The sequence below is a fragment of the Acidovorax temperans genome, assembly GCF_006716905.1.
In the GTDB taxonomy this organism is placed as follows: domain Bacteria; phylum Pseudomonadota; class Gammaproteobacteria; order Burkholderiales; family Burkholderiaceae_C; genus Acidovorax; species Acidovorax temperans.
Genome location: NZ_VFPV01000004.1, coordinates 406,136 through 431,920, shown reverse-complemented (window position 1 = coordinate 431,920; position 25,785 = coordinate 406,136). Strand labels below are relative to the sequence as shown.

The 25,785-nt window shown below is 62.6% G+C and carries 19 protein-coding genes and 2 pseudogenes; 18 read left to right on the top strand and 3 right to left on the bottom strand.

Annotated features, from left to right (window positions below; all coding sequences use genetic code 11):
- Window positions 1-25: 25 nt before the first annotated feature.
- From BDD18_RS20615 to BDD18_RS20560, 12 genes are all read left to right on the top strand, one after another.
- Window positions 26-907, top strand: coding sequence for a polysaccharide deacetylase family protein (locus BDD18_RS20615; RefSeq protein WP_142085599.1), 882 nt, complete (start codon window positions 26-28; stop codon window positions 905-907).
- Between the two features lie 21 nt (window positions 908-928).
- Window positions 929-1,258 (top strand): hypothetical protein, encoded by a 330-nt coding sequence (locus BDD18_RS20610; protein WP_142085597.1) that lies wholly within the window; start codon window positions 929-931, stop codon window positions 1,256-1,258.
- A complete protein-coding gene (locus BDD18_RS20605; protein ID WP_142085595.1) occupies window positions 1,255-2,277 on the top strand; it encodes a CobW family GTP-binding protein in 1,023 nt (340 codons plus the stop codon). The genes BDD18_RS20610 and BDD18_RS20605 overlap by 4 nt, the downstream gene beginning before the upstream one ends.
- Entirely contained in the window at window positions 2,274-3,011 is a 738-nt protein-coding gene (locus BDD18_RS20600) for an aspartate/glutamate racemase family protein (RefSeq protein WP_142085593.1), read from the top strand. The genes BDD18_RS20605 and BDD18_RS20600 overlap by 4 nt, the downstream gene beginning before the upstream one ends.
- Before the next feature lie 212 nt (window positions 3,012-3,223).
- Window positions 3,224-4,018, top strand: a complete 795-nt coding sequence (locus BDD18_RS20595; RefSeq protein WP_142085591.1) for a transporter substrate-binding domain-containing protein — start codon at window positions 3,224-3,226, stop codon at window positions 4,016-4,018.
- Window positions 4,019-4,056: 38 nt separating this feature from the next.
- Window positions 4,057-4,728 (top strand): amino acid ABC transporter permease, encoded by a 672-nt coding sequence (locus BDD18_RS20590; protein WP_142085589.1) that lies wholly within the window; start codon window positions 4,057-4,059, stop codon window positions 4,726-4,728.
- A 25-nt stretch (window positions 4,729-4,753) separates the two neighbouring features.
- On the top strand, window positions 4,754-5,488 hold the full coding sequence (locus BDD18_RS20585; RefSeq protein ID WP_142085587.1) for an amino acid ABC transporter ATP-binding protein: 735 nt from the start codon (window positions 4,754-4,756) through the stop codon (window positions 5,486-5,488).
- A gap of 13 nt (window positions 5,489-5,501) precedes the next feature.
- On the top strand, window positions 5,502-6,737 hold the full coding sequence (locus BDD18_RS20580; RefSeq protein WP_142085585.1) for a cysteine desulfurase-like protein: 1,236 nt from the start codon (window positions 5,502-5,504) through the stop codon (window positions 6,735-6,737).
- Window positions 6,738-6,765: 28 nt separating this feature from the next.
- Entirely contained in the window at window positions 6,766-8,295 is a 1,530-nt protein-coding gene (hydA, locus tag BDD18_RS20575) for a dihydropyrimidinase (RefSeq protein WP_142085583.1), read from the top strand.
- A gap of 37 nt (window positions 8,296-8,332) precedes the next feature.
- On the top strand, window positions 8,333-9,250 hold the full coding sequence (locus BDD18_RS20570; protein WP_142085581.1) for a MurR/RpiR family transcriptional regulator: 918 nt from the start codon (window positions 8,333-8,335) through the stop codon (window positions 9,248-9,250).
- 7 nt (window positions 9,251-9,257) lie between these two features.
- Entirely contained in the window at window positions 9,258-9,773 is a 516-nt protein-coding gene (locus tag BDD18_RS20565) for an ureidoglycolate lyase (protein WP_142085579.1), read from the top strand.
- Between the two features lie 914 nt (window positions 9,774-10,687).
- On the top strand, window positions 10,688-11,152 hold the full coding sequence (locus BDD18_RS20560; RefSeq protein ID WP_142085577.1) for a hypothetical protein: 465 nt from the start codon (window positions 10,688-10,690) through the stop codon (window positions 11,150-11,152).
- A gap of 185 nt (window positions 11,153-11,337) precedes the next feature.
- Here BDD18_RS20560 and BDD18_RS20555 read toward each other — a convergent pair whose 3' ends face one another.
- Window positions 11,338-12,300, bottom strand: a complete 963-nt coding sequence (locus BDD18_RS20555) for an IS110 family RNA-guided transposase (protein WP_420837294.1) — start codon at window positions 12,298-12,300, stop codon at window positions 11,338-11,340.
- A 202-nt stretch (window positions 12,301-12,502) separates the two neighbouring features.
- Between BDD18_RS20555 and BDD18_RS20545 the strand changes: the two are divergent.
- The 6 genes and pseudogenes from BDD18_RS20545 to BDD18_RS22630 all read left to right on the top strand — a co-directional run.
- Window positions 12,503-14,452: pseudogene (locus BDD18_RS20545) on the top strand (plasmid partitioning protein RepB C-terminal domain-containing protein); the annotation flags it as partial.
- 342 nt (window positions 14,453-14,794) lie between these two features.
- A protein-coding gene (locus BDD18_RS20540; RefSeq protein WP_142085575.1) for an IS5 family transposase occupies window positions 14,795-15,549 on the top strand; the annotation gives its coding sequence in 2 pieces (ribosomal slippage) (window positions 14,795-15,128 and window positions 15,128-15,549; 756 coding nt in all).
- 738 nt (window positions 15,550-16,287) lie between these two features.
- Complete coding sequence (locus BDD18_RS20535; protein WP_142085573.1) at window positions 16,288-18,318, top strand: hypothetical protein; 2,031 nt, start codon at window positions 16,288-16,290, stop codon at window positions 18,316-18,318.
- Complete coding sequence (locus BDD18_RS20530) at window positions 18,315-21,041, top strand: site-specific integrase (RefSeq protein ID WP_142085571.1); 2,727 nt, start codon at window positions 18,315-18,317, stop codon at window positions 21,039-21,041. The genes BDD18_RS20535 and BDD18_RS20530 overlap by 4 nt, the downstream gene beginning before the upstream one ends.
- Window positions 21,034-21,810, top strand: a complete 777-nt coding sequence (locus tag BDD18_RS20525) for a hypothetical protein (protein ID WP_086926340.1) — start codon at window positions 21,034-21,036, stop codon at window positions 21,808-21,810. The genes BDD18_RS20530 and BDD18_RS20525 overlap by 8 nt, the downstream gene beginning before the upstream one ends.
- Window positions 21,811-23,222: 1,412 nt before the next feature.
- Window positions 23,223-24,046: pseudogene (locus BDD18_RS22630) on the top strand (transposase); the annotation flags it as partial.
- Window positions 24,047-24,315: 269 nt separating this feature from the next.
- Here the strand turns inward: BDD18_RS22630 and BDD18_RS20510 are convergent.
- Together BDD18_RS20510 and BDD18_RS20505 are read right to left on the bottom strand one after the other, a co-directional pair.
- Window positions 24,316-25,020, bottom strand: a complete 705-nt coding sequence (locus BDD18_RS20510; RefSeq protein ID WP_142085567.1) for an aspartate/glutamate racemase family protein — start codon at window positions 25,018-25,020, stop codon at window positions 24,316-24,318.
- Window positions 25,017-25,721, bottom strand: coding sequence for a GntR family transcriptional regulator (locus tag BDD18_RS20505; RefSeq protein ID WP_142085565.1), 705 nt, complete (start codon window positions 25,719-25,721; stop codon window positions 25,017-25,019). The genes BDD18_RS20510 and BDD18_RS20505 overlap by 4 nt, the downstream gene beginning before the upstream one ends.
- Window positions 25,722-25,785: the final 64 nt, after the last annotated feature.

Genomic DNA, 25,785 nt, shown 5'->3' with positions numbered 1-25,785 from the left:
CGATCACTCGAACACAGGAGAAAACATGGCAAAAGAAATACTTTGCGGCTTTGGCGTCGACGTTGACGCCGTGGCCGGCTGGATCGGCTCTTACGGTGGCGAAGACTCGCCCGACGACATCTCGCGCGGCATGTTCTCGGGCGAGGTCGGCACCCCTCGATTGCTCACGCTCTTCGAGCGCTTCGGCATCAAGACCACATGGTTCATTCCGGGCCACTCCATCGAGACCTTCCCGCGCCAGATGCAGGCCGTGGCCGACGCCGGACACGAGATCGGCATTCACGGCTACACCCACGAGAACCCGATCGCCATGACCCCGGCCCAGGAAGAAGAGGTGCTGGACAAGTGCATCGAACTCGTCACCCAGCTCTCGGGCAAGCGGCCCACGGGCTACGTGGCGCCGTGGTGGGAGTTCTCGCGCGTGACCAACGAGCTGCTGCTGAAGAAGGGCATCAAGTACGACCACTCGCTCATGCACCACGACTTCCAGCCCTACTACGTGCGCGTGGGCGACCAGTGGACCAACATCAACTACGCCAACAAGCCCGAGACCTGGATGAAGCCGCTGGTGCGCGGCGTGGAGACCGACCTGATCGAGATTCCCGCCAACTGGTACCTCGACGACCTGCCGCCGATGATGTTCATCAAGAAGTCGCCCAACAGCCACGGCTTCGTGAACCCGCGCCACCTGGAAGAGATGTGGCGCGACCAGTTCGACTGGGTCTACCGCGAGCACGACTACGCGGTCTTCCCCATCACCATCCACCCCGACGTGGCCGGCCGCCCGCAGGTGCTGCTGATGCTGGAGCGCCTGTTCGCCCACATGAGCCGCCACCCCGGCGTGCGCTTCGTCACCATGGACGAAATGGCCGACGACTTCGCCCGGCGCTGCCCGCGCCTGGCCTGAGGCCACCCGGGTCGAGCCGCCATGTGTGGCCTGTGCGGAACCCTGGGCGGGCCCGCCCACTGGAGCCAGGCCGCCGGGCGGCTGGACGCCGCGCTCACCCGGCGCGCCGAGCGCCAGCACCAAGTGCGCGTGTGCAACGCGCTGTTGCACCTGCAACGCCTGCGCCTGGACGACTGGCAAGGCTCGGCCCTGGTGCTCAGCAGCCCCACCGGCAAGCGCGAGGTGCTCAACAGCCTGCCCGAGGTGTGGGCCACGGCGCAGGCCATGAGCGGCCTGGCCATCGACCCGCTGGACCCGGCCCTGTGGGCCCGGCTGCACGAGGCAAGCGGACAGGGCGGGGCGGCGCCATGAACGAGCCGATTCCGGTGCACCTGCTCACCGGCTTTCTGGGCTCGGGCAAGACCACGCTGCTCAACCACCTGCTCAAGAGCCCCGAGTTCGCCGACTGCGCGGTGCTGGTCAACGAGTTCGGCGAGGTGGGAGTGGACCACCACCTCATCGAAGCCGTGCAAGGCGAGGTGGTGCTGCTGCCCTCGGGCTGCATTTGCTGCACCGTGCGCGGTGACCTGGCCGAGGCCGTGCGCTCGCTGCACGCGCAGCGCGACGCCGGCACCGTGCCCGCCTTTCGGCGCCTGGTGATCGAGACCACCGGCCTGGCCGACCCCACGCCCGTGCTGTCCACCCTGATGCACGAGCGCGTCATTCGCCACCACTTTCGCGTGGGCAGCGTCATCACCACGGTGGACGCGGTCAACGCCACCGACACGCTGGCGCGCTTTCCCGAGGCCGCCAAGCAGGTGGCCGTGGCCGACCGGCTCATCGTCACCAAGACCGACCTGGCGGCCCCCGAGGCGGTGCAGGCCCTGCGCGAGCGGCTGGCCTGCCTGAATGCCTTGGCCGTGGTGCACGAGTCCGGTGGCCAGGCGCTGGCGGCCGGTGCCCTGCTCGGCGATGAGGGGGGCGAAGGCAGCGCTGGCGCGCGGCACGCGGTGCCCGAGCGCGGCCCGCTGGGCGTTCACCGCTCCCTGGTGCAAGCGCCGCCAGGCGCGCCCGGTGGTATCGGCTCGTTCGCGCTGGAGCTGGAGCACGGGGTGGACTGGACGGTGTTCGGCGTCTGGCTCAGCCTGCTGCTGCACACCCACGGGCAGCGGGTGCTGCGCGTCAAGGGCCTGCTCCATGTGCAAGGCGCCGAGCGGCCGGTGGTGGTGCACGGCGTGCAGCACCTGATTCACCCGCCCGAGCACCTGCCGGCCTGGCCGCCAGGCGAGCGGCGCTCGCGCCTGGTCTTCATCACCCAGGGCATCGCCCCCGACCTCATCCGGCGCTCGCTCGCGGCCTTTCTCCACACCTTGTCGACTGCCCCCGCATGACCCCCGCACTGCTCGTCATCAACCCCAACACCTCGGCCTCGGTCACCGACCTGGTGGTGCGGCACCTGGCCCCGGCGCTGGCGCCCGCGCTGGCGGTGCGCGCGGTGACGGCGCGCTTTGGCTCGCCTTACCTCAGCGACGAGGTGGGCTGCGCGGTGGCCGGCCATGCCGTGCTGGACGCCTGGCTGCACGCGCTGCAAAGTCCGGTGCCCGCACCGCACGCCGTGTTGATCGCCTGCTTTGGCGACCCGGGCCTGCTGGCCCTGCGCGAGTGCAGCCCGGTGCCGGTGAGCGGCCTGGCCGAGGCGGCCTTTCACGAGGCCGCGCGGCTGGGGCCGTTCGCGGTGGTCACCGGCGGCGAGCGCTGGGGGCCCATGCTGCAGCGCCTGGCCACGTCGCTGGGGCTGGGCGATCGCTTGGCCGGCGTGCACACCGTGGCCCCCACCGGCGCGCAACTGGCGGCCGACCCGGTGGGCGCGCGTGCGCTGCTGGCCCAGGCCTGCCGCACGGCGCAGCAGCGCTGGGGGGTGAACTCGGTCATCGTGGGTGGGGCAGGGCTGGCGGGCGTGGCCGCGCAGTTGCAGGCCCAGGTGCCCGTGCCCCTGATCGACAGCGTCATGGCCGCCGCGCGCTGGGCCTGCGCCTTGCCACCGGCGGCGCAGGCCGCGCCGATGCCCAGTGCCGAGCGGCTGGCCCACCTGCGCCAGGCAGTCGCCTTTTCGTCGCTCACTTGAGTTCCCCATTTGGGTGCGTGCCAACGCACCGTGGCGGCGCCTGCGCACCACATTGGAATAAAAAAATCATTTGATTCAATTGTTGATTTAATCGTTTCATTTTGCTATCGTGTGACCCGCGTGTCAGGCACGCAAGGCACGCCACCGGCGCCCTCCCACAAGGCCAGGTTCTCTTTCAAGTTCCCCCACTTTTCCCACTGGAGTCACTCACCATGAAACTGAAATCACTGGCCGCAAGGCTTGCGTTTGCCTTTGCCTCGGTGGCCGCCGCCGCCACGCCCGCCTGGGCCGCCGACTGGGTGGTCGGCGCCAACATCGGCAACGTGCCCTGGGAGTTCCAGGACGCCTCGGGCAAGTTCGTCGGCTTCGAGATCGACCTGGTCAACGAAGTGGCCAAGCGCGCCGGCAAGACGGTGCAGATCGAGAACATTCCCTTCAACGGCCTGTTCCCGGCCGTGCAGTCCAACCGCATCCAGATCGCCATCTCCTCCATCACCATCACGCCCAAGCGCCTGGAGACCCTGGCCTTCGCCCAGCCGTATTACGACAGCGACCAGGCCCTGACCGTCACGAAGGCCGCCAAGATCAACAAGCTCGACGACCTGGCGGGCAAGACCGTGGGCGTTGACACCGCCTCCACCGGCGACATCTACGCCACCGAGAACACCGCCAAGCTCAAGATCGCCAAGATCAGCCGCTACGAAGGCCTGGCCCCCGCCATGCTTGACCTGGCCTCCGGTCGCATCGACGGCTACATCAGCGACATCCCGGCGCTGGAGTACTACATCAAGGACAAGCCGCAGTACCGCATCGCTGCGCGCATCCCCACGTCCGAGCGCTATTCCTTCATGTTCGCCAAGACCTTCCCCGACGCCGCCAAGGTCAACGACATCCTGACCACGCTCAAGAAAGAGGGCTACCTGGCCTCGATCCACAAGAAGTGGTTTGGCAGCACCCCGCCCGAGACCTCGTCCACCGTGAAGGTGATGGACGTGCCCAAGCTCTGACACCCCCCGCTTCCACCTGAGACCCCAGCCCCACGCCCATGGACCTGATCACCACCTTTTTCAACTGGCCCGTCTTTTTGCAGGCCCTGCCGCTACTGCTGGAAGGCCTTGGGGTCACGGTGGTGCTCGGGGTGGTGAGCATCGTGGCGGGGCTGGTGTCCGGCCTGCTGCTGGCGCTGCTGCGCCTGTACGGGCCGGCGCCGCTGCAGGTGCTGGCGCGCATCTACACCGATGTGTTCCGCTCCATCCCGCTGCTGGTGCTGCTGGTGCTGGTGTACTACGCGCTGCCCTTCGTGGGCGTGCGCCTGAGTTCCTTCAGCGCCGCCGCGCTGGCGCTCTCCATGGTGTCGTGCGCCTACACGGCCGAGATCTTTCGCGCCGGCATCGAGGCCATTCCCAAGGGCCAGTTCGAGGCGGCTGACGCCATCGGCCTGGGCTTTTTCAGCAGCATGCGCGACGTGATCCTGCCGCAGGCGTTTCGCATCGTCGTGCCGCCGCTCACCAGCAACTGCATCAACGTGCTCAAGGACACCGCCCTCGCCTCGGTGGTGGCCATGCCCGACCTGCTCAAGCAGGCCACGCAGGCGCAGGCCCTGGCCGCCAACCCCACGCCGCTGATTGGCGCGGCCGTGCTCTACCTCTTGCTGCTGCTGCCGCTGGTGCGGCTGGTTGGCTACTTTGAAACCCGGCACCGCGCCAGCCAGCGCTGATGTCCCATTGCCCTTCCTCTCAACCATGGCCGCACTGATCCAGATTCGGGGCTTGCGCAAGTCCTACGGCAACTTCGAGGCCCTCAAGGGCATTGACCTCGACATCGCGCTTGGCGAGGTGGTGGTGGTGCTCGGGCCTTCCGGCTCGGGCAAGTCCACCCTCATCCGCTGCCTCAACCTGCTGGAGGACTACCAGCAGGGCGAGGTGACGGTGGACGGCGAAAAGGTGGTGCGCGGCCGTGGCCTGGCCAAGGTACGGGCCGAGGTGGGCATGGTGTTCCAGAGCTTCAACCTCTTCCCCCACCTCAGCGTGCTGGCCAACGTGGCGCTGGGCCCGCTGCGCGTGCGCGGCCTGCCCAAGAAAGACGCCGAAGCGCGCGCCCGTGCCTTGCTTGCCCGGGTGGGCCTGGCCGAGCACGCCCACAAATTCCCCGGCCAGCTCTCGGGCGGCCAGCAGCAGCGCGTGGCCATCGCCCGCGCCATGGCCATGGAGCCCAAGGTGCTGCTGTTCGACGAGCCCACCTCGGCCCTTGACCCCGAGATGGTGGGCGAGGTGCTGGACGTGATGCAAGACCTCGCGCGCAGCGGCGTGACGATGGTGGTGGTCACGCACGAGATGGGCTTTGCCCGCCGCGTGGCCGACCGCGTGATCTTCATGGAGGCGGGCAGCGTGGTCGAAGAGGCCCCGCCCGAGGTGTTCTTCGATACCCCTCGCGAGCCCCGCACCCAGGCCTTCCTGCAGGCCATTCTTGCCCACTGAACCCCGAATGCCCATGTCCCTTAACGCCCTCAACCTCGACCTCGTCCGCGCCGAATTTCCCGCCCTGCAAGACGGCTGTGTCTACCTGGACAACGCTGGCGGCTCGCAGGTGCTCAAGCGCGTGGCCGACCGCGTGAGCGACTACCTGCTCACCAGCAGCGTGCAGCTCGGCGCCAGCTACGCCCAGAGCCAGGCGGCCGGCGAGCGCGTGCTGGCCGCGCGCCGCTCGGTGGCCCAGCTCATCAACGCCCCGGCCGACGACGAGGTGGTGATGGGCGGTGCCACCACCTCGCTCATGTTCCTGTTCACCCAGGCGCTGTTGCCCGGCGTGAAACCGGGCGATGAGATCGTGGTCACCAACACCGACCACGAGGCCAACATCGGCTGCTGGATGCGCCTGCGCCAGGCCGGCGCGGTGGTGAAGGTGTGGGAGGTGAACCCGCAGACGCTGGCGCTTGACCTGGCCGACCTCGATCGCCTGCTCTCGCCCCGCACCACCTGGGTGGCCATGACCCACGCCTCCAACATCCTGGGCACGGTGAACCCGGTGGCCGAGGTGGCGCGGCGCGTGCACGCGGTGGGTGGGCGCATGTGCGTGGACGCCGTGGCCTACGCCCCCCACCGCCTGGTGGACGTGCAGGCCAGTGGCGCCGACGCCTACGTGTTCAGTTTCTACAAGGTCTTCGGCCCGCATTACGCCGTGCTCTGGCTGCGGCGCGACCTGCTGCTGGGCCTGCCCAGCCTCAACCATTACTTCATTGGCCCCGAGGTGGTGCCCTACAAGCTGCAGCCCGGCAACGTCAATTACGAGCTGTCTTACGGCTGCATCGGCATCAGCGACTACCTGGTGCACGTGGGCGAGACCCTGGGCGCCACCGGCACCGAGCGCCAGAAAATGCAGGCCGCCTTCGACGCCTTCGAGGCCCACGAAAACCTGCTCGCCGAGCGCCTGCTGGCCTACCTGCGCAGCAAACCCTCGGTGCGCGTGATCGGCCACGACAGCGCCACCGACGGCCAACGCGTGCCCACCATCTCCTTCGTGGCCGGCCAGCAGTCGTCCGAGGCCATCGTGCGCCACGTGGACCGGTTCGGCATCGGCATCCGCTTCGGTGATTTCTACGCCAAGCGCCTGATCGAGGTCCTGGGCCTGCAGGCGCAGGGCGGGGTGGTGCGCGTGTCCATCGCCCACTACAACACGCTCGACGAGATCGACCGCCTGATCCAGCACCTGGACGAGGTGATCCAGTGAACGCCGCGCCCGACACCGGAGAGGCCGCATGACACCCAGACCCTACGCCTGCGTTGACCCGGCCTGCACCGACGCGGCCCACGGCCACCCCCGCCCACCCAGCGTGGCCGCCGTGGCCACCTCGGCCAAGGCCAGCCTGGCCCACGGCAGCCCGGTGCTGATCCGGGGCGGGCGCGTCATCACCGCCACCGACGATTACGTGGCCGACGTGCTGATGCGGGACGGGGTCATCGACGCCATCGGCCAGCACATCGCCGTGGGGCCCGACGTGGCCGTGGTGGACGCCAGCGGCCTGTATGTGCTGCCCGGTGGCGTGGACACCCACGTGCACATGGAAAACGTGATCGGCCCCACCATCACCTGCGACACCTTCGCCAGCGGCACCAAGGCCGCCGCCTTTGGCGGCACCACCACCGTGGTCGATTTCGCCCTGCAGACCGCCGTCGATTCGCCCCTGGGCGCCATCGAGCGCGCCCGGCGCAGCGCCGACCCGCAGGTGAACGTGGACTACAGCCTGCACGTGATCGTCACCCGCGTGGACGACCAGGTGCTGCAAGACGTGCGCCACGCCATGCGCCACGAAGGCGTGACCAGCTTCAAGATGTTCATGGCCTACCCGGGCGTGATGATGGCCGACGACGCCGCCATCTTCCGTATGCTGCGCCAGGTGGGCTCCGAGGGCGGCATGGTGGCGCTGCACGCCGAGAACGGCACCGTGATCGACCTGCTCATCAAGGAAGCCCTCGCGGCCGGCCACACCTCGCCGCGCTACCACGCGCTCACCCGCCCCGCCATCATGGAAGGCGAGGCCACCCACCGCGGCATTCGCCTGGCCGAACTGGCCGAGGCCCCCATCTACTTCGTGCACGTCTCCAGCAACCAGGCGCTCAAGCACATCGTCGCCGCGCGCGACGAAGGCATTCCCGTGTTCGCCGAGACCTGCCCCCACTACCTGCTGTTCGACGACTCGGTCTACAACAACGACGACTTCGCCACCGCCAAGTACGTCATGACACCGCCGCTGCGCAAGCCCGACGACCAGCAGCACCTGTGGCGCGCCCTGCGCTACGACGACCTGCAAGTGATCGCCACCGACCACTGCCCCTTCTGCATGAAAGAAGGCCACCTGGGCTACCAGTTGCAGAAGATGCGCGGCCAGGACGACTTCTCGCTCATTCCCAACGGCGCGCCCGGCATCGAGACCCGGCTGGTGAGCCTGTTCGACATCGGCGTGATGCGCGGCAAGCTCTCGCTCAACCGCTTCGTCGAGCTCACCTCCACCACGCCGGCCAAGCTCTTCGGCCTGTTCCCCCGCAAGGGCACCATCGCCGTGGGCAGCGACGCCGACGTGGTGCTCTTCAACCCCGCGGCCTCTCAGACCATTCGCGCCAGCGAGCTGCACAGCAACTGCGACTACACCCTACTCGAAGGCCGTACATTGCAGGGGCGCGTCGAGAAGGTGTTCCTGCGCGGCCAGTTGATCGTGGACGGCCAGCAATGGCACGGCCGCGAAGGCCTGGGACGCTTTGTGCCACGCGGCGAGGTTCGCGCTTTCTGAGCGCGGGCCATTCCCTCACTCCACAGACCCCGCGGACATGGTGACCAAGGCGAACAAGAAGGCCCCCAAACCCACCAACCTCGACGAGCTGCGCGAGCTGATCGCGCGCGAGAGCGAGCGCCTCACGCCGCGCATGCGCGACGCCGCCCGTCACGCGCTGGAGCACCCCAACGACGTGGCGCTGAACTCCATCGCCAGCGTGGCCGCCGCCGCCGGCATGGCGCCGTCCGCCTTTGTGCGCATGGCCAAGGCCCTCGGCTTCGACGGCTATTCCGACCTGCAGCGCCTCTTCATCGCGCCGCTGCAAGACGCCGTGAAACCCACCTTTCGCGAGCGCATCCGCCACTACGGCGGCGAGCAGGCGCTGGACAACCCCGCCGATCCCGCCGAGGTGCTGCAGGCCTTCAGCCAGGCCAACATCGTCTCGCTGGAGCACCTGGCCGACGACGCCGCCGCGCTGCCCCTGAAGCAGGCCATCGCCCTCATTCAGAGCGCGCGCATGGTCTACGTGGTCGGCCTGCGCCGCTCCTATGCCGTGGCGGCCTACCTCACCTATGCGCTCAACCGCGTCGGCCAGCCCGCCGTGCAGCTCAATGGCCTGGGCGGCGCCATCGCCGAGCAGGCCTTCGGCGCCAACGAGCAAGACCTGCTCATCGCCGTCAGCTTCCCGCCCTACGCGAGCGACACGCTGGCCGTGTGCGAGCAGGTGCGCGCGCAGGGCGCCAAGCGCCTGGCCATCACCAACGCCTTTCTCAGCCCCGTGGCCAAGGACGCCGACCTGGTGCTGGAAGTCAACGACGCCAAGCTGCTGGGCTTTCGCTCGCTCACCTCGGCCCTGTGCCTGGCCCAGACGCTGGCCATGGGCCTGGCCTTCAGCAAGCGCACGCAGCGCGCCAAGCGCGCCGGCAGCAAGGGCAGGGGGGCCACGCCCGATCTGCACGACATCGATTGCTGAGCACGGCATGCCCCAGCCGCGCCACACCCTGCCGATCGAGCCGCTCACGGCCGAGGCCTTCCGCCCCTTTGGCGACGTGATCGAAGCCAGCGACACCGCGCAGCACTTCACCATCAACGACGGCTTCGCCGAGCGTTACCACGACCTCGCCCACATCGACACAGCCGCCGAAGGTGGGCGCACCCTCGTCAGCCTTTTCCGGGCGAAGCCCCGCGCCTTTCCTCTGTCTGTTGCCACGATGGAGCGCCACCCGCTGGGCAGCCAGGCCTTCGTGGCGCTGGCGCCGGTGCCGTTTCTGGTGGTGGTGGCCCCCCCGGGCGCCGCGCCAGACCCACAGGCCATCCGCTGCTTTCTGGCGCAAGCCGGCCAGGGCGTCAACTACGCGCGGGGCACCTGGCACCACCCGCTGCTGGCGCTCGATGCCCCCACCGACTTCCTCGTGATCGACCGAGGCGGCCCGGCCGTGCCCGGCAACTGTGACGTGATTGCCCTTGAAGAAGGTGCCCTCTGGCTGGTGCGCTGAATGCAGCAGCGTCGCCGTGTGCAGGCCGTTCGGCCAACAAAAAAGCCCCTGCGCTGCAGGGGCTTCGTGTTCGGTGGCGGTGGGGGTAGGCACGACTGAACCCTTCTCAGGCAGAAGTTATTGATCCGGCAGGCTTTATTCGTAAACCTTGCTCGGGCTGAGGTGTCGAAGCCCCTCGACGGGCTCAAGTTGAACGGCATCGGGACTCTGCAATAAACCGTGCCGGATCAATAGTGAGCGTAAACGTATGGTCTGTTGCAGACCTTTAAAAGAAAAGCGCGCGCACGCGGGCGCGCGCGCAAAAAAGGAAATTTGCCTGTTTGAGTGTGCAAGCGGTACCCCGTGTCCACGCTTTTGCTGAGGACGCATTTTTGTGCAGCACCGCAAAAATTTTGATCTTTGAGTTCGATGGTGGCGGGCTACCTTGATCCGCTGGTAACCAGGCATCACCACTTTTCTCAAGATGCCTCACAGGGCCAAAAAATCGAGCCAAGAAGCCTTCCTCTCTGATGCATGAGGGTTGGGTTAGGGGCGCCTTTGTCTGGATCAGACTTGTTCCTGGCATGCACCTCGGCTGCCACCAGTGATCCTCAGGATCAATGGTCCGATCTCCGGCCATCCTTTTCGCTCGTTCTCCCCCATTCGTCGGTCTCGTCCGCCGCGGCTTCTACGTTTCGCTGACATTCTTGGCTCGCTTCGGATAGCTTGGCCTCGAGGTGACGGGGGAGAGCGGATAGTCTGTGAGCCTGCGGTTCCCCCGAAGGGCGGAACCGCAGGGGGAACCGCAGGGGGAACCGCAGGGGGAACCGCAGGGGGAACCGCAGGGGGAACCGCAGGGGGAACCGCAGCCAGTCTAAGGATGCAACGCAAAAGTTAAGTTGGTGTGCAGTCCCTATCGTGATGGAGGTGTCCCCATGAACGAACGCTGGTGCAGCGCTTGCGGCAAGAAGTTTTTCCCAAGGGCTCAGAGCCCTAACCAAGCTTACTGCTCAGAAGCGCAGTGCCAGGCAGCACGAAAGCTTCTCTGGCAGAAGACGAAGCGTCGAAGTGACAAGGACTACGCTGCGAATCAGAGTAAAGCCCATGCGGCTTGGGTCAAGCGAAACCCGGACTACTGGAAGAACTATCGCGGCAGCAGGGGCGACGGGTCATGCTCCCTCATCGATGTTGCGGCAGCCATCTCGCAGGCCCTGATGAAGATCTGTGAGTACGCGTCCTCACCCAAAAGGAAGAAGGCTAAACGGGCAGCCCCTCGCGAACCCTCCTTGGACATTGATTGCTCCCAGAGCTCTGGTGGATTCATCACGTGCACCTTGAAGATTGAAATGTGCGCTCAGGCTCTGGCGTCTTCTTCCCCTGCTGCTCAAGAGACGACTTGATAGGCGAGATTGGCCCTCACTGATAACGTCTGCCCGAATGCGAAAGCGGCTCCTTCGCCTATCGCGCAATGGTTGGCAGTCTTCTCGCTGGGGGACACATGCAACACGCTGAACCCAAAAATCCTGCTTCCCTGATTCCTGCGGCAGCCTACGTCAGGATGTCGACTGAGTAACCGTCTTCGAAGTCAAGCGCAATGAAGCGACTTGTCCCAAGGTTTTCCAGTGCGCACCATGGCGTTGAGCGTGGTGAGCAACTTGCGCATGCAAGCGACCAGGGCGACCTTGGGCAACTTGCCAGCGGCCTTCAGACGCTCGTAGAAGGCCTTGATGGCCGGGTTGTAGCGGGTGGCCGTGAGCGTTGCCATGTACAGCACGCGGCGGATCTCGAAGCGCCCGCCTTGTACGCGCCGCCTGCCCTTGCTGCCGCCGGAGTCATTGGCCATGGGCGCCACGCCCACCAATGCAGCGATCTCGCGCCGGTTCAGCCGGCCCAGCTCTGGCAGCTCGGCAATCATCGTGGCACTGCTCACCGGGCCGACTCCCGCAGCCGACTGCAGCAGCGTGTCGAGCTCCCCAAAGTGCTCGCGCACATGCGTGACCATCTGCTCTTCGATCTCATCGAGCTGCGCCTTGATCGCCGCCTCGATGGCCTCGATGCTGGCGTGCAGCTTCTTGGGCGTGATCTGCAGCCGTTGGCGCTCCGAATGGAGCATGGTCAGCAACTGGCGCCTGCGCGTGACCAGGGCCGCGAGCCACTGCTGGCGCTCATCGGCCAGGGGGCGCAAGAAGCGCTGCAGATCGTCGCGGCGCAGCAGCACCGCTGCCAGCTCGGCCAGCGTGCGCGCATCCACCGCGTCGGTCTTGGCCAGGCGTCCCATGGATTTGGCGAAGTCGCGCGCCTGGCGCGGGTTGATGACCGCCACGGGCAGGCCTGTGGCCTGCAGGGCACACGCTAACGCGGCCTCGTAGCCGCCGGTGGCCTCCATCACCACCAGACCCACGTCCAGGGGCTGCAGGGCAGCCGCCAGCGCCGAGTGGCCTTCGGCATCGTTGTCAAACCGCTGGGCGCTGCTCTTGGCACCCAGCACACAGACATCCACGTGCGCCTTGGCCACGTCGATGCCCACCGTCACTGAGGTAACAGACATGATCTTCAGATCCCTTGCTTGTGCATGCGCGCTCAATCAAGGCGCGCGTAACCGTTCGGGCTTCACGAAGACCAGCGCGGCGGCCATGCGTTCTGTACTCAGTCACGGGCTCTATCACCCCAGCGCCTACCAAACTGCACGGGCCGGTCTGGCCGCCTCAACGGCGTTCAGACTCTACCGCGCTGGTCTGGTTTAAAGATACAAGCATCAGCAGTACTCCACGGATAACCAGCGGGACAAGATCCTTGTCTATGCAAAGCAGCGAGGCATGGAGGTCATCCAGACTTTCGCGGACGAGGGCAAAAGTGGTTTGAGGATAGATGGGCGTGATGCACTCAAAGCCCTGCTGAGGGCGGTGGAGTCCGGCCAGGCGCCCTTCAAGGTGATCCTCGTCTACGACGTCAGTCGCTGGGGGCGGTTTCAGGATGCGGACGAGAGTGCCTATTACGAATACGTGTGCCGTCGGGCCGGAATTCAAGTCACCTATTGCGCCGAACAGTTCGAGAACGATGGATCGCCCGTCGCAACGATCGTCAAGGGTGTCAAGCGAGCCATGGCTGGCGAATACAGCAGAGAACTCTCAACCAAGGTGTTTGCTGGCCAGTGCCGTCTAATCGAAATGGGCTATCGGCAGGGAGGGGCTGCCGGGTACGGCCTGAGGCGTGTGCTGCTGGACCAGTCCGGGAAGGAGAAGGGCGCCCTCTCCCGCGGTGAGCACAAAAGCCTGCAGACCGACCGCGTCATCCTCAGACCAGGGCCAAGCTCCGAGGTGCAGGTGGTGCAGAACATCTACACCTGGTTCATCGAAGAAGGGATGGCAGAGAAGAATATTGCTGAACGACTCAACGCGATGAGTATCCCAGCTGAGGGTGGAGGGACGTGGACAAGGGGCTTGGTCCACGGGGTGCTTACCAATGAGAAGTACATCGGTAACAACCTCTTCAATCGGACTTCCTTCAAGCTCAAGAAGCTTCATGTGGTCAATGCACCCGAGATGTGGATCCGCAAAGAGGGCGCGTTCGAGGCGCTCATCAACAAGGAAACCTTCTACACCGCACAGGGGATCATTCGTGGGCGGTATCGGCGCTTCACCGATGACGAGCTACTTGAACGCCTGAGGTCCCTATATCTCCGAAAGGGCTTCCTCTCGGGGCTCGTGATCAATGAGTCTGAAGGCATGCCTCCAGCCTCCGCCTATTCCTCCCGGTTCGGAAGCCTGATTCGTGCCTACACCCTGGTTGGTTTCCAGCCGCTGCGAGACTATCGGTATCTCGAAATCAACAAGGTGCTGCGTCGCTTGCACCCTGAGATCGTGGCAGAGACGACCCGGGTCATCGAGAGCGTGCATGGTCAGGTGAATCGGGATGCCCGAACTGATCTGTTGAGCATCAATGGCGAGTTCACAGTCTCGATGGTGTTAGCCCGTTGTGAAAGTACCCCAGCCGGTCGACATACCTGGCGCGTGCGCATGGATGCAGGTCTTGATCCAGACATCACGGTTGCCATCCGGCTGAAGCCCTCCAATGACGAGCCATTGGACTTCTACCTACTCCCGCGATTGGACTTCGCCAGCTGCCGATTGCGCCTTGCAGACCACAACCGGTTTGAGCTTGAGGGTTATCGGTTTGACAGCCTGGACTACCTGGTTCGGATGGCCAACGCACTCGCAGTCGACATCAAGGTCATCGTTTCCAAGCTCCATCTGCTTCAGGGCATCTGTTCGGAGGCACTCCATGTCCTTCGAGACAGAGAGTTCTCCACGCAGGTAGCCGCTTCATTGCGAAAGATGAAGCCCAGTCGACAGATCGAGTGCGCAGAAATGATGGTGGCTGCCAACTGTATGACGGTTCGATATGCCCAAGCCCTCTTGGCCGCCACGCCAAACCATTTGCTCCTCACTCCAAGACGAAAGTCGCCTCGTGCGAGCCAAGATCAAATCAATCAACTGGAGAGGGAGACTGAGAACCTGCGTGCCCGATACCGAGTTACTGAGTTGACCTACGCAGATGACATGCTCAACTTGGTCGTAGCAAAGGGCTACGTGGGCAAACTGTTGGCGCACCCAGCCATCGAAAGCTATCTGCGCAAGTGGCATGCAGATCTTTTTCCCGAGTTGCTGGCCGTCGTGTCGTTAAGCACTGTAGATGAGTGATAGCGTGAGCTAGCGCGCTCGCATGTGCGTCAACTGCTCGCACGCGGCAACTCTTGGGCAGAAGGCCGTTGCCAGCCCAGGTCAGGTCCAGCGGTGATGCCCAACTGCTGGCCGAACTGCGGTAGGAGATATGGCCGGTCTCGAATGTGCTTCGTACTGGACTTCAATATGTGAAAAATGCAACTGAGAATGATTTGCAATATAATGTGATATCCTAGCCAGCCAAGTTTGTGGGCAACCGTTTGCCCCTCATGCCGAGTCAGCCAGTGTTTTTTCAACAGGTGACTAGGGGCTGTTGAGAATCAAGCACAACGGCTCGGAGGGCTGTGATGCAATAGGCGCATGAGCATTCGATGGGTACTGACAGACGCACAATGGGCCAAGATGGAGCCGCACTGCCTTGGCAAGCCAAGTGATCCGGGGCGCAGCGGCACAGACAACCGTCGCTTCGTTGAGGCAGTGCTGTGGATTGCCCGCACAGGCAGCCCCTGGCGAGACCTGCCGCCAGAGTTCGGCAAGTGGAACACGGTGTTCAAACGCTTTAGAGACTGGGTTAAGGCCGATGTGTTCCAACGTCTGTTCGATGCAGTGAGCGAGCAGCCGGACATGGAATATGCGATGGTGGATGCCACGATTGTGAAAGTGCATCGGCACGGCCAGGGGGCAAAAGGGGGACTTCGGGCCAGGCCATAGGCCACTCGAGGGGCGGCATGACCACGAAGATACTGGCGCTGACGGATGCATTGGGCAATCTGGTGAAGTTCGTCTTGATGCCAGGGCAGCGCCACGACACCAAAGGGGTCAGAGAGCTGATTGCCGATGTGCGCTTTGATGCCTTGCTTGCCGACAAGGCCTTCGATGTGAATTGGCTGATCCAGGAGTTGGGTAAGCGCGGGGCGCAGGTGGTGATCTCACAGATGCCCCGCAGGAGAGCGCCACTGGAGATTGACCTGGAGGTCTACAAATGGCGCCACTTGATCGAGAACTTCTTTTGCAAGCTCAAGGAGTTCAAACGTATCGCAATGCGCAGCGACAAGACGGATAACAGCTTCGCAGCGATGATCTATCTCGCAGCTGGGGTTATCAACTCTCGCTGATTCTCAACACGTCCTAGAAGACGTGGCCATGCACCGCTGGTTTGAAAAGCGCGGCGGCGCAGGAAAGTGGCCACCCACACCGCCACAGGGCGTGCTGCCCCTTGATGATGATTGAATACAGGGCAGAAGGGAACAGCCCTCTTGTCCCATCGACCAGTTGCTGATCACATGCATAAAGTTACCGGGCAGTCAGCTTCTGATCGGACGCGCTCAATGGGCATTGACAAAGAGCCATCAGCTCCGCTAGATTAGCGCGAGCTAGCCTTATGGCCTGCTGGTGTGAGCCCGCCGCACCCAAAATACTTGCGGGCCCCTGAACAAGCTGGGCCCGATCCCAGTAAAAGGCCCCTAGGCCAGATATTTCTGCTTGCGCAGAAAAAAATTTCGTGGGCTTTTGCTCGCGATGGCTTTTTTGCCAAAAGTCACTTTGAGGTCGTCCTGTACCTCAGTGGAGGGCGTTCGACTGAACGATCTCCGATGTCCGGAAATTAGGCCAGCAAAGCCAAGCCCCAAAAGTTGACCTGATTAGGGGCTATCAATGCGGCGCGCTCACGCGCGCCCCTTCAATGCTGCCCGCCTGACGCGTACCACGTTCGGGCCGGCGCAGCCACATCACCAGCGGCGTCACGCCGCCCCCCTTGATGCCCGACACCTCGGCTGGCGCCGATCGAGGTGCATCCGCGCGCGCCTACATGGCCCTCCCCCCTTTCTCGGCCCGGCTTTTTCTATGGAGTTGCTATGAATATTCCGGCGTCCTTCGTTTTCGCTCACACCTCCGTTGCCGTGGAGGGGCCTGATGCTGCGCGACTGCTTTTGATCATCATTCCGGCGCCACCGCATCAACCGGGCATCGGCTTAGTCGCTAAAAATACCTTGACCTGCCTGACGGCACTGCTGATCGAAGTTCCCGCTGCCGGATCTCATCTCGCGCAACATATCTCGGTGCTCGGCAAGTTGAGCGACGACTCAGGCGCCTGCATTGCTCATCCCAATGCAATGCTCGGCCTCGCGAGCGATTACCCAGCCTGGGCGTGGTTCGTATCTGCGAGCTTTCCTTACGCGCATCGACTCCAGAGCTTGGTCGGCAAGCATTTAGTCGCGGCCCTCCTGAAAGAAGTCTCCATAGAAAAGAGCTTCGTTCAAAAACTGCGCAAGCTCATCAAACAATCGCACGACGAGATCCTGACAAACCAGCAGTTCGAAGCGGAGGTCACCAAGCTTGAAGGGCAAGCACATCAAAAGCTCCTGCAGTTGCTGGCGTTGCACTCCTGCTCCACGAACAGCGCGCAACTGTCATTTAACGCAGCGGTGACCTCCTGCCTTTCCAATCGACTGAGCTCCCTACGTCAAACCGAGCGTCAGGCCGTAGATACCGGCCAAACACTCAGCCGCAGCGAGCTCACACGCACCGTCGTCCTTCTTCTCGACCAAGCACAGCAGGGTCACTCTGATGACCTGGTCACCCTCATCTGCCTATGCGTTGGCCTCGGCCTAAACCTCGGCAAGCGAATACCACTGGTTTCCGGAGAAAGCGGACAAGGCTGGATGGCCTGGATCGATCCGGTTGCAGGCTCAACATACGTGGACTTGTCATTCGCACTGGCAGGTCTTGGTAAACGTTCAAGCCCGCGGCATCAAGCGTCCACGCTGATCCTGAAGCGCCCACTGCCGCAGGGTGTTGCCACCATGCTGCGAGAGGCCCACACGCAAAACAGCCAGTTGCGCACGCTCGCCGATCTGTGCATTAACAAACCAACCAGCCGCAAAAAAATCTCGTTGCCGGGGGTTCATCACAGCGCTTCGTTGGCCGGACTGATGAACTCCGCGCGATCGATTTCATTAGAGACCACCGACAGGCGTGATATCTCTGCCTACGCGACTCTTGCCCTTGAACTGGTAAACAAATCCGATCTCCATTACGTCTGCCCACGCGAGCGCGAGATCTGGCAGGCCTGCTCCGACTTCTATGACGCCGTCGGCCTGGGGCCAGCAGTACCGCAAAGTGGTGGCAACTCCAACCTCCGCATCGGCTCCCGCCTGACACCATCGGCGGATTGGATCAGAGAAGTATTTGCAAGCGCTGGCGATGAACTGCTCGCGAAAAAGTGTGGTCGCAGGTACTCGTTGCCATCATTGATCGAGCACCACAACGCGTGCGCGCGTTACGTCGGCCTCTTGATGCAGTTTGTCGTCGGAGGCCGCGACCGCCGCCTTATCGACTTTCGTGCGAGCGTTTGGAGCAGCACCACGACCTTCGGCTTGATGGAAGACAAGCCCTTGAGTGCCACGCGAGGCACGACACCGATCCCCATCCCAGCAGCGCTCTCCGAGCAGCTCAAGCTTTGGCACGCGCACATCGCCGCGCTGGATAAGCGGCTATTGAAATTGCAAGCCCCCGGCTCTTCGGCCGCCTTTCAACTCATCCGCCAGATCAGGGAACTCCAGAACTTGCCCATGCTTTTTTTGCTGGACACGCATGGCGCCCCCGTCCCCTTGAGCTCAGATTTCCTTTTCACAGGCCCAGCCAGCCAGCTCAACCGGGACTTTGGTCGCCATTCTCTGCCGGATCTTTTGCTGGATGCGGGCATGCCATTCGAGGATATCCAAGACTGGCTCCGCCATTTCTCGCCGGGAATCTCAACGCACGAACTGAATTCCAACCGCGTCAAGTACCACAGCACCGAACGCCTTATTTCAGGCATCGACCAAGTGCTCCTGGACCTGAACATCCGACCTAGGTCCGGCCTGAGCAAGGAAATCGCTCCATGACATCTCTGTCACAACCCTGGACAACAACCAAACGAAATCCAGTCCTGATTCCGGCCTTCAGCGCTCCCGGCGGGGTCGCTCGCTTCGACAGCTTTATTCGATCGGCCGACCGGCTGGTGACTCAACTCGCGCCTTCGCATGCCCTGATCTTGTGCGCCATCCTCTACGAAGGCATGGGCTCATCCGCAGAGCTATCGAACTTCCTTCATGCCTTGGTGTCATCGCACTCCACCTGTGACGGCCACTACGTCCAATGGTCAGATGAACAGGACCGTCTGCATAGCCGGGCGCTCGATCCACGCACGCGCATCGCATTGTTCCGAGTCCCCAGTGAAACGTCGCCCAAGAAGGACCTGGACTCCTTCCATCAAGTATTGCTGAAGAACTACCCAATGGCCCAATCCCAGATGGGCAAGGACCTCTGGCATCTCATCTTCCACGACGCGCTGGCCTGGCTACATCAGCACATCCCCAATTTTTGTCTGGGGATGCTCACGGGCAGTATTCCCATCACGGCACTGCCCCGCGATGTGCTTACGCGATGGAACCTACGACAAAAGGACGTGCACTGGGAAACGCGGGATGCTGCAGATGATGATGCTCTCAGTCCCTCCCACGACGGAGCATTGGAAATACTCCTTGAGATGGAGGCGCCCATCAACCGCCGCGCTCGGTGCCTGAAGGAGATTCAAGACCTGTTTACTCTACCCAACCAGGCAACAGACATCCGGCTTTCTGATCAGCGTTGGCGAACAAGCCTGTACAGCAGGTTGGCCATGACCGCCGACTTGATTGCACGCCAAGGCACAGAAGGCGATGCGCTGGTCCTGCTGTGGGTGCACCACCTGCTCAGCGTTGGCAGCGTGCGCCTGAAGAATCCTTCCGTCGCAACAATCTCTCGCTACGTCAGCGCTACCGCGGGGCTCATCTCCGAAAACTACACTCAATGCCCGTGCTCTGCAATTCACATGGACGATGAACAGTGGATCGCCTTCTTCGATGCACTGAAGCATGCCGTTAACAGCGACCCACAACGCCCGGCCCTTGCCTCCTTCCATCAGTTTTGCATCCAGACATTTGGCGCCCCGCCGATGGTGCAGGTACTTTTTTCGGGTGACGGAAACACCACGGTAGTGCACGCCAACACGGTCTGGTCCCAAGAAATCCACGGGGCCCTGGAACTTGCCCTCACTGCCAGCAGCGATGCACGCATCTGCGCCAGTGTGCAAGCGCTGCTGGCTCTTGCCGCTATTTTTCCCCTGCGCATCGGCGAGGCACAAGCCCTACGCCTGGAGGACTTCGTCATCACTGAAGAAGGCATCGAACTCCGATACCACCCTCGGCGAGGGCAGCATCAAGGTAAAAGCTACAGCGCGAAGCGATGGATGCGCAGCTTCGGCGAGCCGGCGTGGGTGGCGTGCGTAGCCAGCTGGATCAAGCGCAGGAAGAGTGAAGAAGAGGGCAGACATGGCAAGTCTGCTCTGCTGTTTGGAGATCCCCACAGCAGCCATCGCACCTACATGTTTGCCGCCTGCAGCCGACTGGTCAACCGCGCTCTTAAGCAAGTCTGCGGCGACAAATCAGTTTCCTTCCATACGCTGCGGCACGCATGGGTCAACCGCAACATCATCCATCAGCTGGATCAGCCTTCTTCTCGTCCAAGCCCCGTTTCCTGGTTGCAAAAAGTTGCCGCTGAGGTGGGACATGCCCAAGTTCCGACAACCCTGCAGCACTATTTCCACCGACCCGACATGGCCTTGCGCTGCTCTCTGAACAGCTATTGGCAGACGAGGCCACTTACCGCTGAAGTCGCAGCCTTCTGGACCGGACGTTCCGCGGCCGCATTGCGAAAGGCTAAACAACGCAGTGAGAACAAAGCGGAATTCTTGTGGTCTTGTCTCTTCGAGACATCCACTGGGCTGGCTGTACGCCAAGCGCCGCCCCCATCTCTGCTGGCGGCGTTGCCGCCGCCACCAATAGCGTCAATCGGCCTGATGCATGTACGCAAGATCCTCTGCGACCTTCACACTGGCATACCAGTCGAGGCTGTGGCTTCTCGCTGCAGTGTCCCTTTGGCCACCGTCTTGGAAGTGATCGATCGTGCTGTATTGATCGCCAACCAGCTTCTTGTCTTGGGAAGTGTCCGTGGTCGCCGCCTGATCCTCGAACATGCCACGCGGGTGATCAAACTTGCACGGCTACTTCAGATCTTTATGGATTGCGATATTCGGCCGACGGTCACCGATGAACCTTCCTGGCAAAAGTTGGCACCTCAAAACATTGCTCCTACGTTTGCACAGCGCAATGCCGTGCGCTCATGGATGCACTGCCGCGATGGGCAAAGCATTGCATTGCGACCCGATGGATCGACCGACGACCTCTTGCGTTGGCTGAGCGACGGCTCCGTTCCTGGCAGCTGCATTGTCCTTCGAGTTCCAATGAAGCATGTTGCTGATCCTCATTCTCGCGCTACGACTGTGAGCAGTGATTCAGCCAGAAGTGCGCAAGATCAGCTAGGACAGTACTTCGGGACCTCCGTCACGATTGAAGGGGTTCGCCAACGGAAACTCGAACAACCTCCCTACATGCTGATCTCAAGAAAGCCTTTCACCAAAACATCCAAGCCTTGCCCATCCGCCAGATTGCGCATGGGATCTTTTCATGGCCTTATGTTTTCCATGGCCGTATGGCACGGCATGATTGGAATGGATGCGCATGAGTAAGGACCAAGAAATATTTCGGGTGTTCATCAACTCGGTGCAAAAGGCCAGAGATCCCGCCAAGGAGCAGCGGGAGATCATGCTCGTGCAGAACACGATGAACACGGTCTTGGGGCAGCTGTCTGAACAGGACCGCCTGTACTACTCTCTGGAGGTAGACCCGGGCAAACTTGACCAGTGGTTAGTGGTTTCCTGCTGTGACAGTCTTCAGCGCAGGCTCTTTGAGGACAGAAAAGCGCCTTACTCAGCATCCTCCACCGAGGATCCGCTTCTCGCTGGAACCGTCATGCAAGCGACTAACGCATTGAAGCACCTGAGAACATTGTCTACCTCGACGGGCTTGAGCCCTGATGACTTCATCGATGCCATACGCACCACTGCGCCAGCATTGATCCGCCTGCTTACGGACCGGGAAGAAACCACGAGCTTCCGGACCAGCGATGGCGTGACTATCTCTGTGGATCCAATCTACCAATCGCGAAGAACAATGCTTCCCGACCCCGTCTCCGTTCGCTTTCGTGTAGACATGGTAGGTCGCGAGAAAGCTGTTATTGAGCCGACCAAGGAACATCGATCGCAACTGAAGACCAAGAGCAAGCAGATCCAGCTTCACTGGCTTCCGCTGGAGCATCCATTTCTGTATGAAATTCTCCTGGAATCCATGGAGTCACGAGCACTCGTTGAGGTTGACGCATGCCGCTATGTCAATCGGATAGGCCAAACCGTTAATTTGTCTTTTCTTAGGATGATTGAATCGCCCGATGACTGTTGACATGCATGAGGATCCCTCGAATCTGTGCCTTTGCCGTCGGGCTCGCAGGCGGGGCCATTTGGTGGAATTCCCTTGATTTCTATCCGTAGATGTCACTACGCTGACCCCATATTTATCCGTCTTGCTCAAGCCAAGAATTTAGGCGCAGCAGGACGATCTCAGATTCATTTTCTACGCGGCGTGGACGAATTTCGCCAGGTACGATTCGTGCCCCAAAGGCTTATCCTTGGCTTGACCACTACGGCCAAACCGCATAGGCTTTCGTGAATGTCTCGTGCAGATGCATTCACCCTTTTCGGATTGAACACGGCCCAATTAGCAGAGTTTGCTAAACGGGCTGTGGGCGAGGCGGTGGCACAGAACGTCAAGGCAGGCAACCAGATCACTGGACTTGTCGAAGGGCGCGTGCAAACTCTAGGGTCGACCGCCCCCCGGATCGCCAAGTCGCTTCAGCAGGACAGGCGCCATGCCCGTGCTGAGTAAGCAGCCTGGCTTTTGTCTCACCATCACCTTTTTTTCTCGGCCGCATGGATCTAGCAAAACGACGCAGGACCGTCAGTTGTCGGTCGAGGTCGGCCTTGGGATCGCCAGTTGTTTTCGCCCATCCCACCCGACTGAAGGTGTGCGCGTCCAGCGGCCCGCTCTGGAGTGGGATGGCCGGACGCATACGTACAGCCCAGCAAGATGCGTTGTGACACGGGGAGTTTTGTGTGCCAGTGCAGCGCGCGCACACGTCCAAGCGTCTTCATGATGGTACGGATACTGTAATAGTGGCTGTGGCCGATGGTGTCTCTGCCAGCACCATGCCGCACATGGCCAGCCAGTTTTTGGCCCATGCCATCGGAGCCCTTGAACCTGCAGCGGGCCATCCCCAGATGGTCGCCCATCATGGGTCAGCTACTGACGTTGTACAAAGAACGTCACCGCATGTAGCATGGCAATATGTCAAAGAATCCAGCGCAGAAACATCGGAGGAATTCGACGCCCCATGATTCCAGTGAGGACGTCGCTTGGCTTGATGCGGCGCCTGTAGGCCGCGAATTTGGAAGTCCGGACTATGAGAGATTGATGGCACTGGATCACGCAGCCTTCGCAGCCTTTCGATCATGGAAAAAGGTGCAAGATTGGTTGTCCGAACCAAACTCTCAGCTTGATGGAGCTTGCCCTGAGTACGCGGCCCGAAGCGCTGCTGGATTTACCAAAGTCATGTCAATCCTGATGTCAACGGGGTGCCATGCTAGTGAGGACTTCATGCGCGAGATTGAGGTGCTACCAGTCCAAGATCGAGGCAGTCTCAAAGGCACCCCTTTCAAGATGTTTAAAGGGAAACCGTCGTAATCTTCTGATTTCTCTGGAATCAGAAACAAGATGGTCTGGCAAGCAGTGGTAGAGCGGTTCGAACAGCAAGCACCCGCCAGCGCCAGTACCCGCGCGAGTTGTTGTTCTCCACGGTGGTGGAGCTGATGACGCTGGTATCCCTGGGCCTTCGGCCCTCGCTGCACGCGGCAGCGCGCAAGCTCGATGAACGACTGCCGGTGTCACTGGCGGCGCTGTACGCCAAAGTCAATCGCTGCGAGCCCGCAGTGCTGCGCGCGCTGGTGCAGGGCAGTGCGCAGCGGCTTGCCCCCTTGGCCGCCTGCCTGCCCGAGCAGGCCAGCTTGCCTGGCTGGCAACTGCGCGTACTGGACGGCAACCACTTGCCCGCCAGCGACAAGAGGCTGGCCGTGCTGCGCGGCTTTCGCGGCGCGGCTCGCCCGGGCCACACCCTGGTGGTCTACGACCCCGACAGTGCGTTGGTGCGCGACATCGTGGCGTGTGAGGATGCGCACCAGAGCGAACGCGTGGCAGCGGCCACGCTGATCGAGTCCGCCCTGGCGCAGCAGGCATGGATTGCAGACCGGCACTTTTGTACCGAAGCGCTGCTGCGCGGCCTGAGCGAGCGCCAGGCCTGCTTCATCGTGCGCGAGCATGCGCGCCATCCCCGTCTGGCTGAGCGTGGCCCATGGGGCCAATGCACCGACATCGAAACAGGGCACTCATCGCAGAGGTATGGCTCAACCCAGACCGGCCGCAGCAACAGAACAACGAATTCTGGCAGCAAGCGGCTTGAAAAAGTGGACAACTATCTTGACAAACACCGGTGCTCGCCTACAACGTGCTGGCCCTGCTCAAGCGGGTGATTGAGAAAGCGCACGAGGCCACGCATCCCGAACTGGATGTGTCCACCTTTCACCTGACGGTGGAGATCAACAGTGGTTATGAAGCAATGGCTTTGGCCTTGCCGCCCGAGCATTTGCCACAAGTGGGCGACGTGCAGCCATGCCAGCTCATGGAGCGCTTGTTGCTGCTGGCCGCTCGCCTCAAGCCCAGACAGCTGACAACCAGCAAGCGGGCACCCAAACCACAGGTTCCAAAAGGGTTTGTGGACGGCAGCCTCGCTCGTTCGCATGTGGCAACCGCCCGGGTTATCAAGGCTGGGAGGGCAACACCTTGAAAGGGGTGGTTCTAACAGGTGGTGCTCAAAGACCAGCGGGCGCGCACCAATTGCACAGCGCAGGCCACACCGTCGAACACCGGCAACCCCAGACGCTGTGACAAGGCCGGCGCGTAGCCGCACAACACCGCGCCGGAAAGAACCGCCGAGCCGACATCAGTCTCGCACAGCGGTGCGGACGCATGCGCCAGCGCATCGAGCACGCTGGGCAGCACCTCATGCGGTGCGGCGGTGAAGGCTTCTGGCGCTTCTGGCGCGGCGACGCCGGCCAGGTGTGTGGCCAGGCCGAGGTCCGTCACATAATCGCGGTAGCTGTCGGCCATGGCAGCCCCCAGTGTCAGCAATACAAACCGGGGGCCGGCGGTGCAGGCCATATGACACGCGGCCTCGGTCATGCCCAGCACCGGGCGGGGAGCAAAGGCGGCGCGGGTGGCGACCAACCCACAGTCGAGTGAAATGCCGACCACAACCGCATCGTGGCCGGCCTGGTGGGCGGCGGCCATGGCGCACACGCGCGTGGCGGCGGCGGCCAGTTCAGCTGGCGAACGCACAGCCAACGGGCCTTCACTGGCAGTGAGGGCCGTCAATTCCACACCGGCGGGTAACTGGGCACGTGCCGACAGGGCCAAGCGCTCGGTGATGTGTGTGGAAGTGTTGGGATTGACAAGCAGCACACGCCTCTGGACGGCTGCTGTCAGGTCAGGCGCGGTGCTCACTTGAAGACCGTTTCCAGGTCCACTTCTTCGGCCGTGCTGTCGAGCGTGAGGCTGCTTTCGATATGGTTCAGGTGGACCATCATCAGCTTTTCAGCCCGGGCTGCATCGCGTTTGGCGATGGCGTCGATGATGTCGGAATGCTCGTCGGCGCGGCAACTGATCGCGGTGGGAGTGTCATACAAAATAATGATGAGACACGTGAGCGATGACAGCTCGCGCAGGATGCGCAGAAGCGCGCCATTGCCAGCGAGTTCGGCCACCAGCACATGGAATTCTCCTGAGAGGCGCACCACGGCGCGCCGGTCGTCGCGGCGGCGCGCGTCCAGCTCCAGCTCCTGGTGCTGGCGCAGGCGCGCGACCTTGTCGGGGGTGAGGTGCGAGATCAGGCGCTTCAAGATGGCCGGCTCGATCAGCCGCCGCGCCTCGAACACGTCCATCGCCTGCTGGGGTGTGGGCTTGGCCACAAAGGCACCGCGCTGGGGGTACAGCTCGACCATCTGCTCATGCGCCAGGCGGTTGAGCACCTCGCGCACCCGGGCCCGGCTGACGTGGAAGATCTTGGCCAGCCGGTCCTCGCCCAGCTTGGTGCCGGGGTGCAAACGGTGCTCCAGTATGGCGATGCAGATGCGCTCATAGATCTCGTCGTTGGCGTTCTCGCGGGCCAACAGGCCAATCGGCTCGGAGCGGTCTTTACGGGGCATGGGAGGCGCCTGGTGGATTGTCAACGCATTGGGGCTGTCAACGATTCTATCGACGTACCCCTTG

Bases quoted from the DNA above. Each gene is read 5' to 3' on its own strand.
- BDD18_RS20565 (WP_142085579.1), top strand. From the start codon at position 9,258: ATGCCCCAGCCGCGCCACACCCTGCCGATCGAGCCGCTCACGGCCGAG.
- BDD18_RS20535 (WP_142085573.1), top strand. From the start codon at position 16,288: ATGAATATTCCGGCGTCCTTCGTTTTCGCTCACACCTCCGTTGCCGTG.
- BDD18_RS20560 (WP_142085577.1), top strand. From the start codon at position 10,688: ATGAACGAACGCTGGTGCAGCGCTTGCGGCAAGAAGTTTTTCCCAAGG.
- BDD18_RS20615 (WP_142085599.1), top strand. From the start codon at position 26: ATGGCAAAAGAAATACTTTGCGGCTTTGGCGTCGACGTTGACGCCGTG.
- BDD18_RS20595 (WP_142085591.1), top strand. From the start codon at position 3,224: ATGAAACTGAAATCACTGGCCGCAAGGCTTGCGTTTGCCTTTGCCTCG.
- BDD18_RS20580 (WP_142085585.1), top strand. From the start codon at position 5,502: ATGTCCCTTAACGCCCTCAACCTCGACCTCGTCCGCGCCGAATTTCCC.
- BDD18_RS20605 (WP_142085595.1), top strand. From the start codon at position 1,255: ATGAACGAGCCGATTCCGGTGCACCTGCTCACCGGCTTTCTGGGCTCG.
- BDD18_RS20525 (WP_086926340.1), top strand. From the start codon at position 21,034: ATGAGTAAGGACCAAGAAATATTTCGGGTGTTCATCAACTCGGTGCAA.
- BDD18_RS20600 (WP_142085593.1), top strand. From the start codon at position 2,274: ATGACCCCCGCACTGCTCGTCATCAACCCCAACACCTCGGCCTCGGTC.
- BDD18_RS20505 (WP_142085565.1), bottom strand. From the start codon at position 25,721: ATGCCCCGTAAAGACCGCTCCGAGCCGATTGGCCTGTTGGCCCGCGAG.
- BDD18_RS20555 (WP_420837294.1), bottom strand. From the start codon at position 12,300: ATGTCTGTTACCTCAGTGACGGTGGGCATCGACGTGGCCAAGGCGCAC.
- BDD18_RS20585 (WP_142085587.1), top strand. From the start codon at position 4,754: ATGGCCGCACTGATCCAGATTCGGGGCTTGCGCAAGTCCTACGGCAAC.
- BDD18_RS20530 (WP_142085571.1), top strand. From the start codon at position 18,315: ATGACATCTCTGTCACAACCCTGGACAACAACCAAACGAAATCCAGTC.
- BDD18_RS20590 (WP_142085589.1), top strand. From the start codon at position 4,057: ATGGACCTGATCACCACCTTTTTCAACTGGCCCGTCTTTTTGCAGGCC.
- BDD18_RS20570 (WP_142085581.1), top strand. From the start codon at position 8,333: ATGGTGACCAAGGCGAACAAGAAGGCCCCCAAACCCACCAACCTCGAC.
- BDD18_RS20610 (WP_142085597.1), top strand. From the start codon at position 929: ATGTGTGGCCTGTGCGGAACCCTGGGCGGGCCCGCCCACTGGAGCCAG.
- hydA (WP_142085583.1), top strand. From the start codon at position 6,766: ATGACACCCAGACCCTACGCCTGCGTTGACCCGGCCTGCACCGACGCG.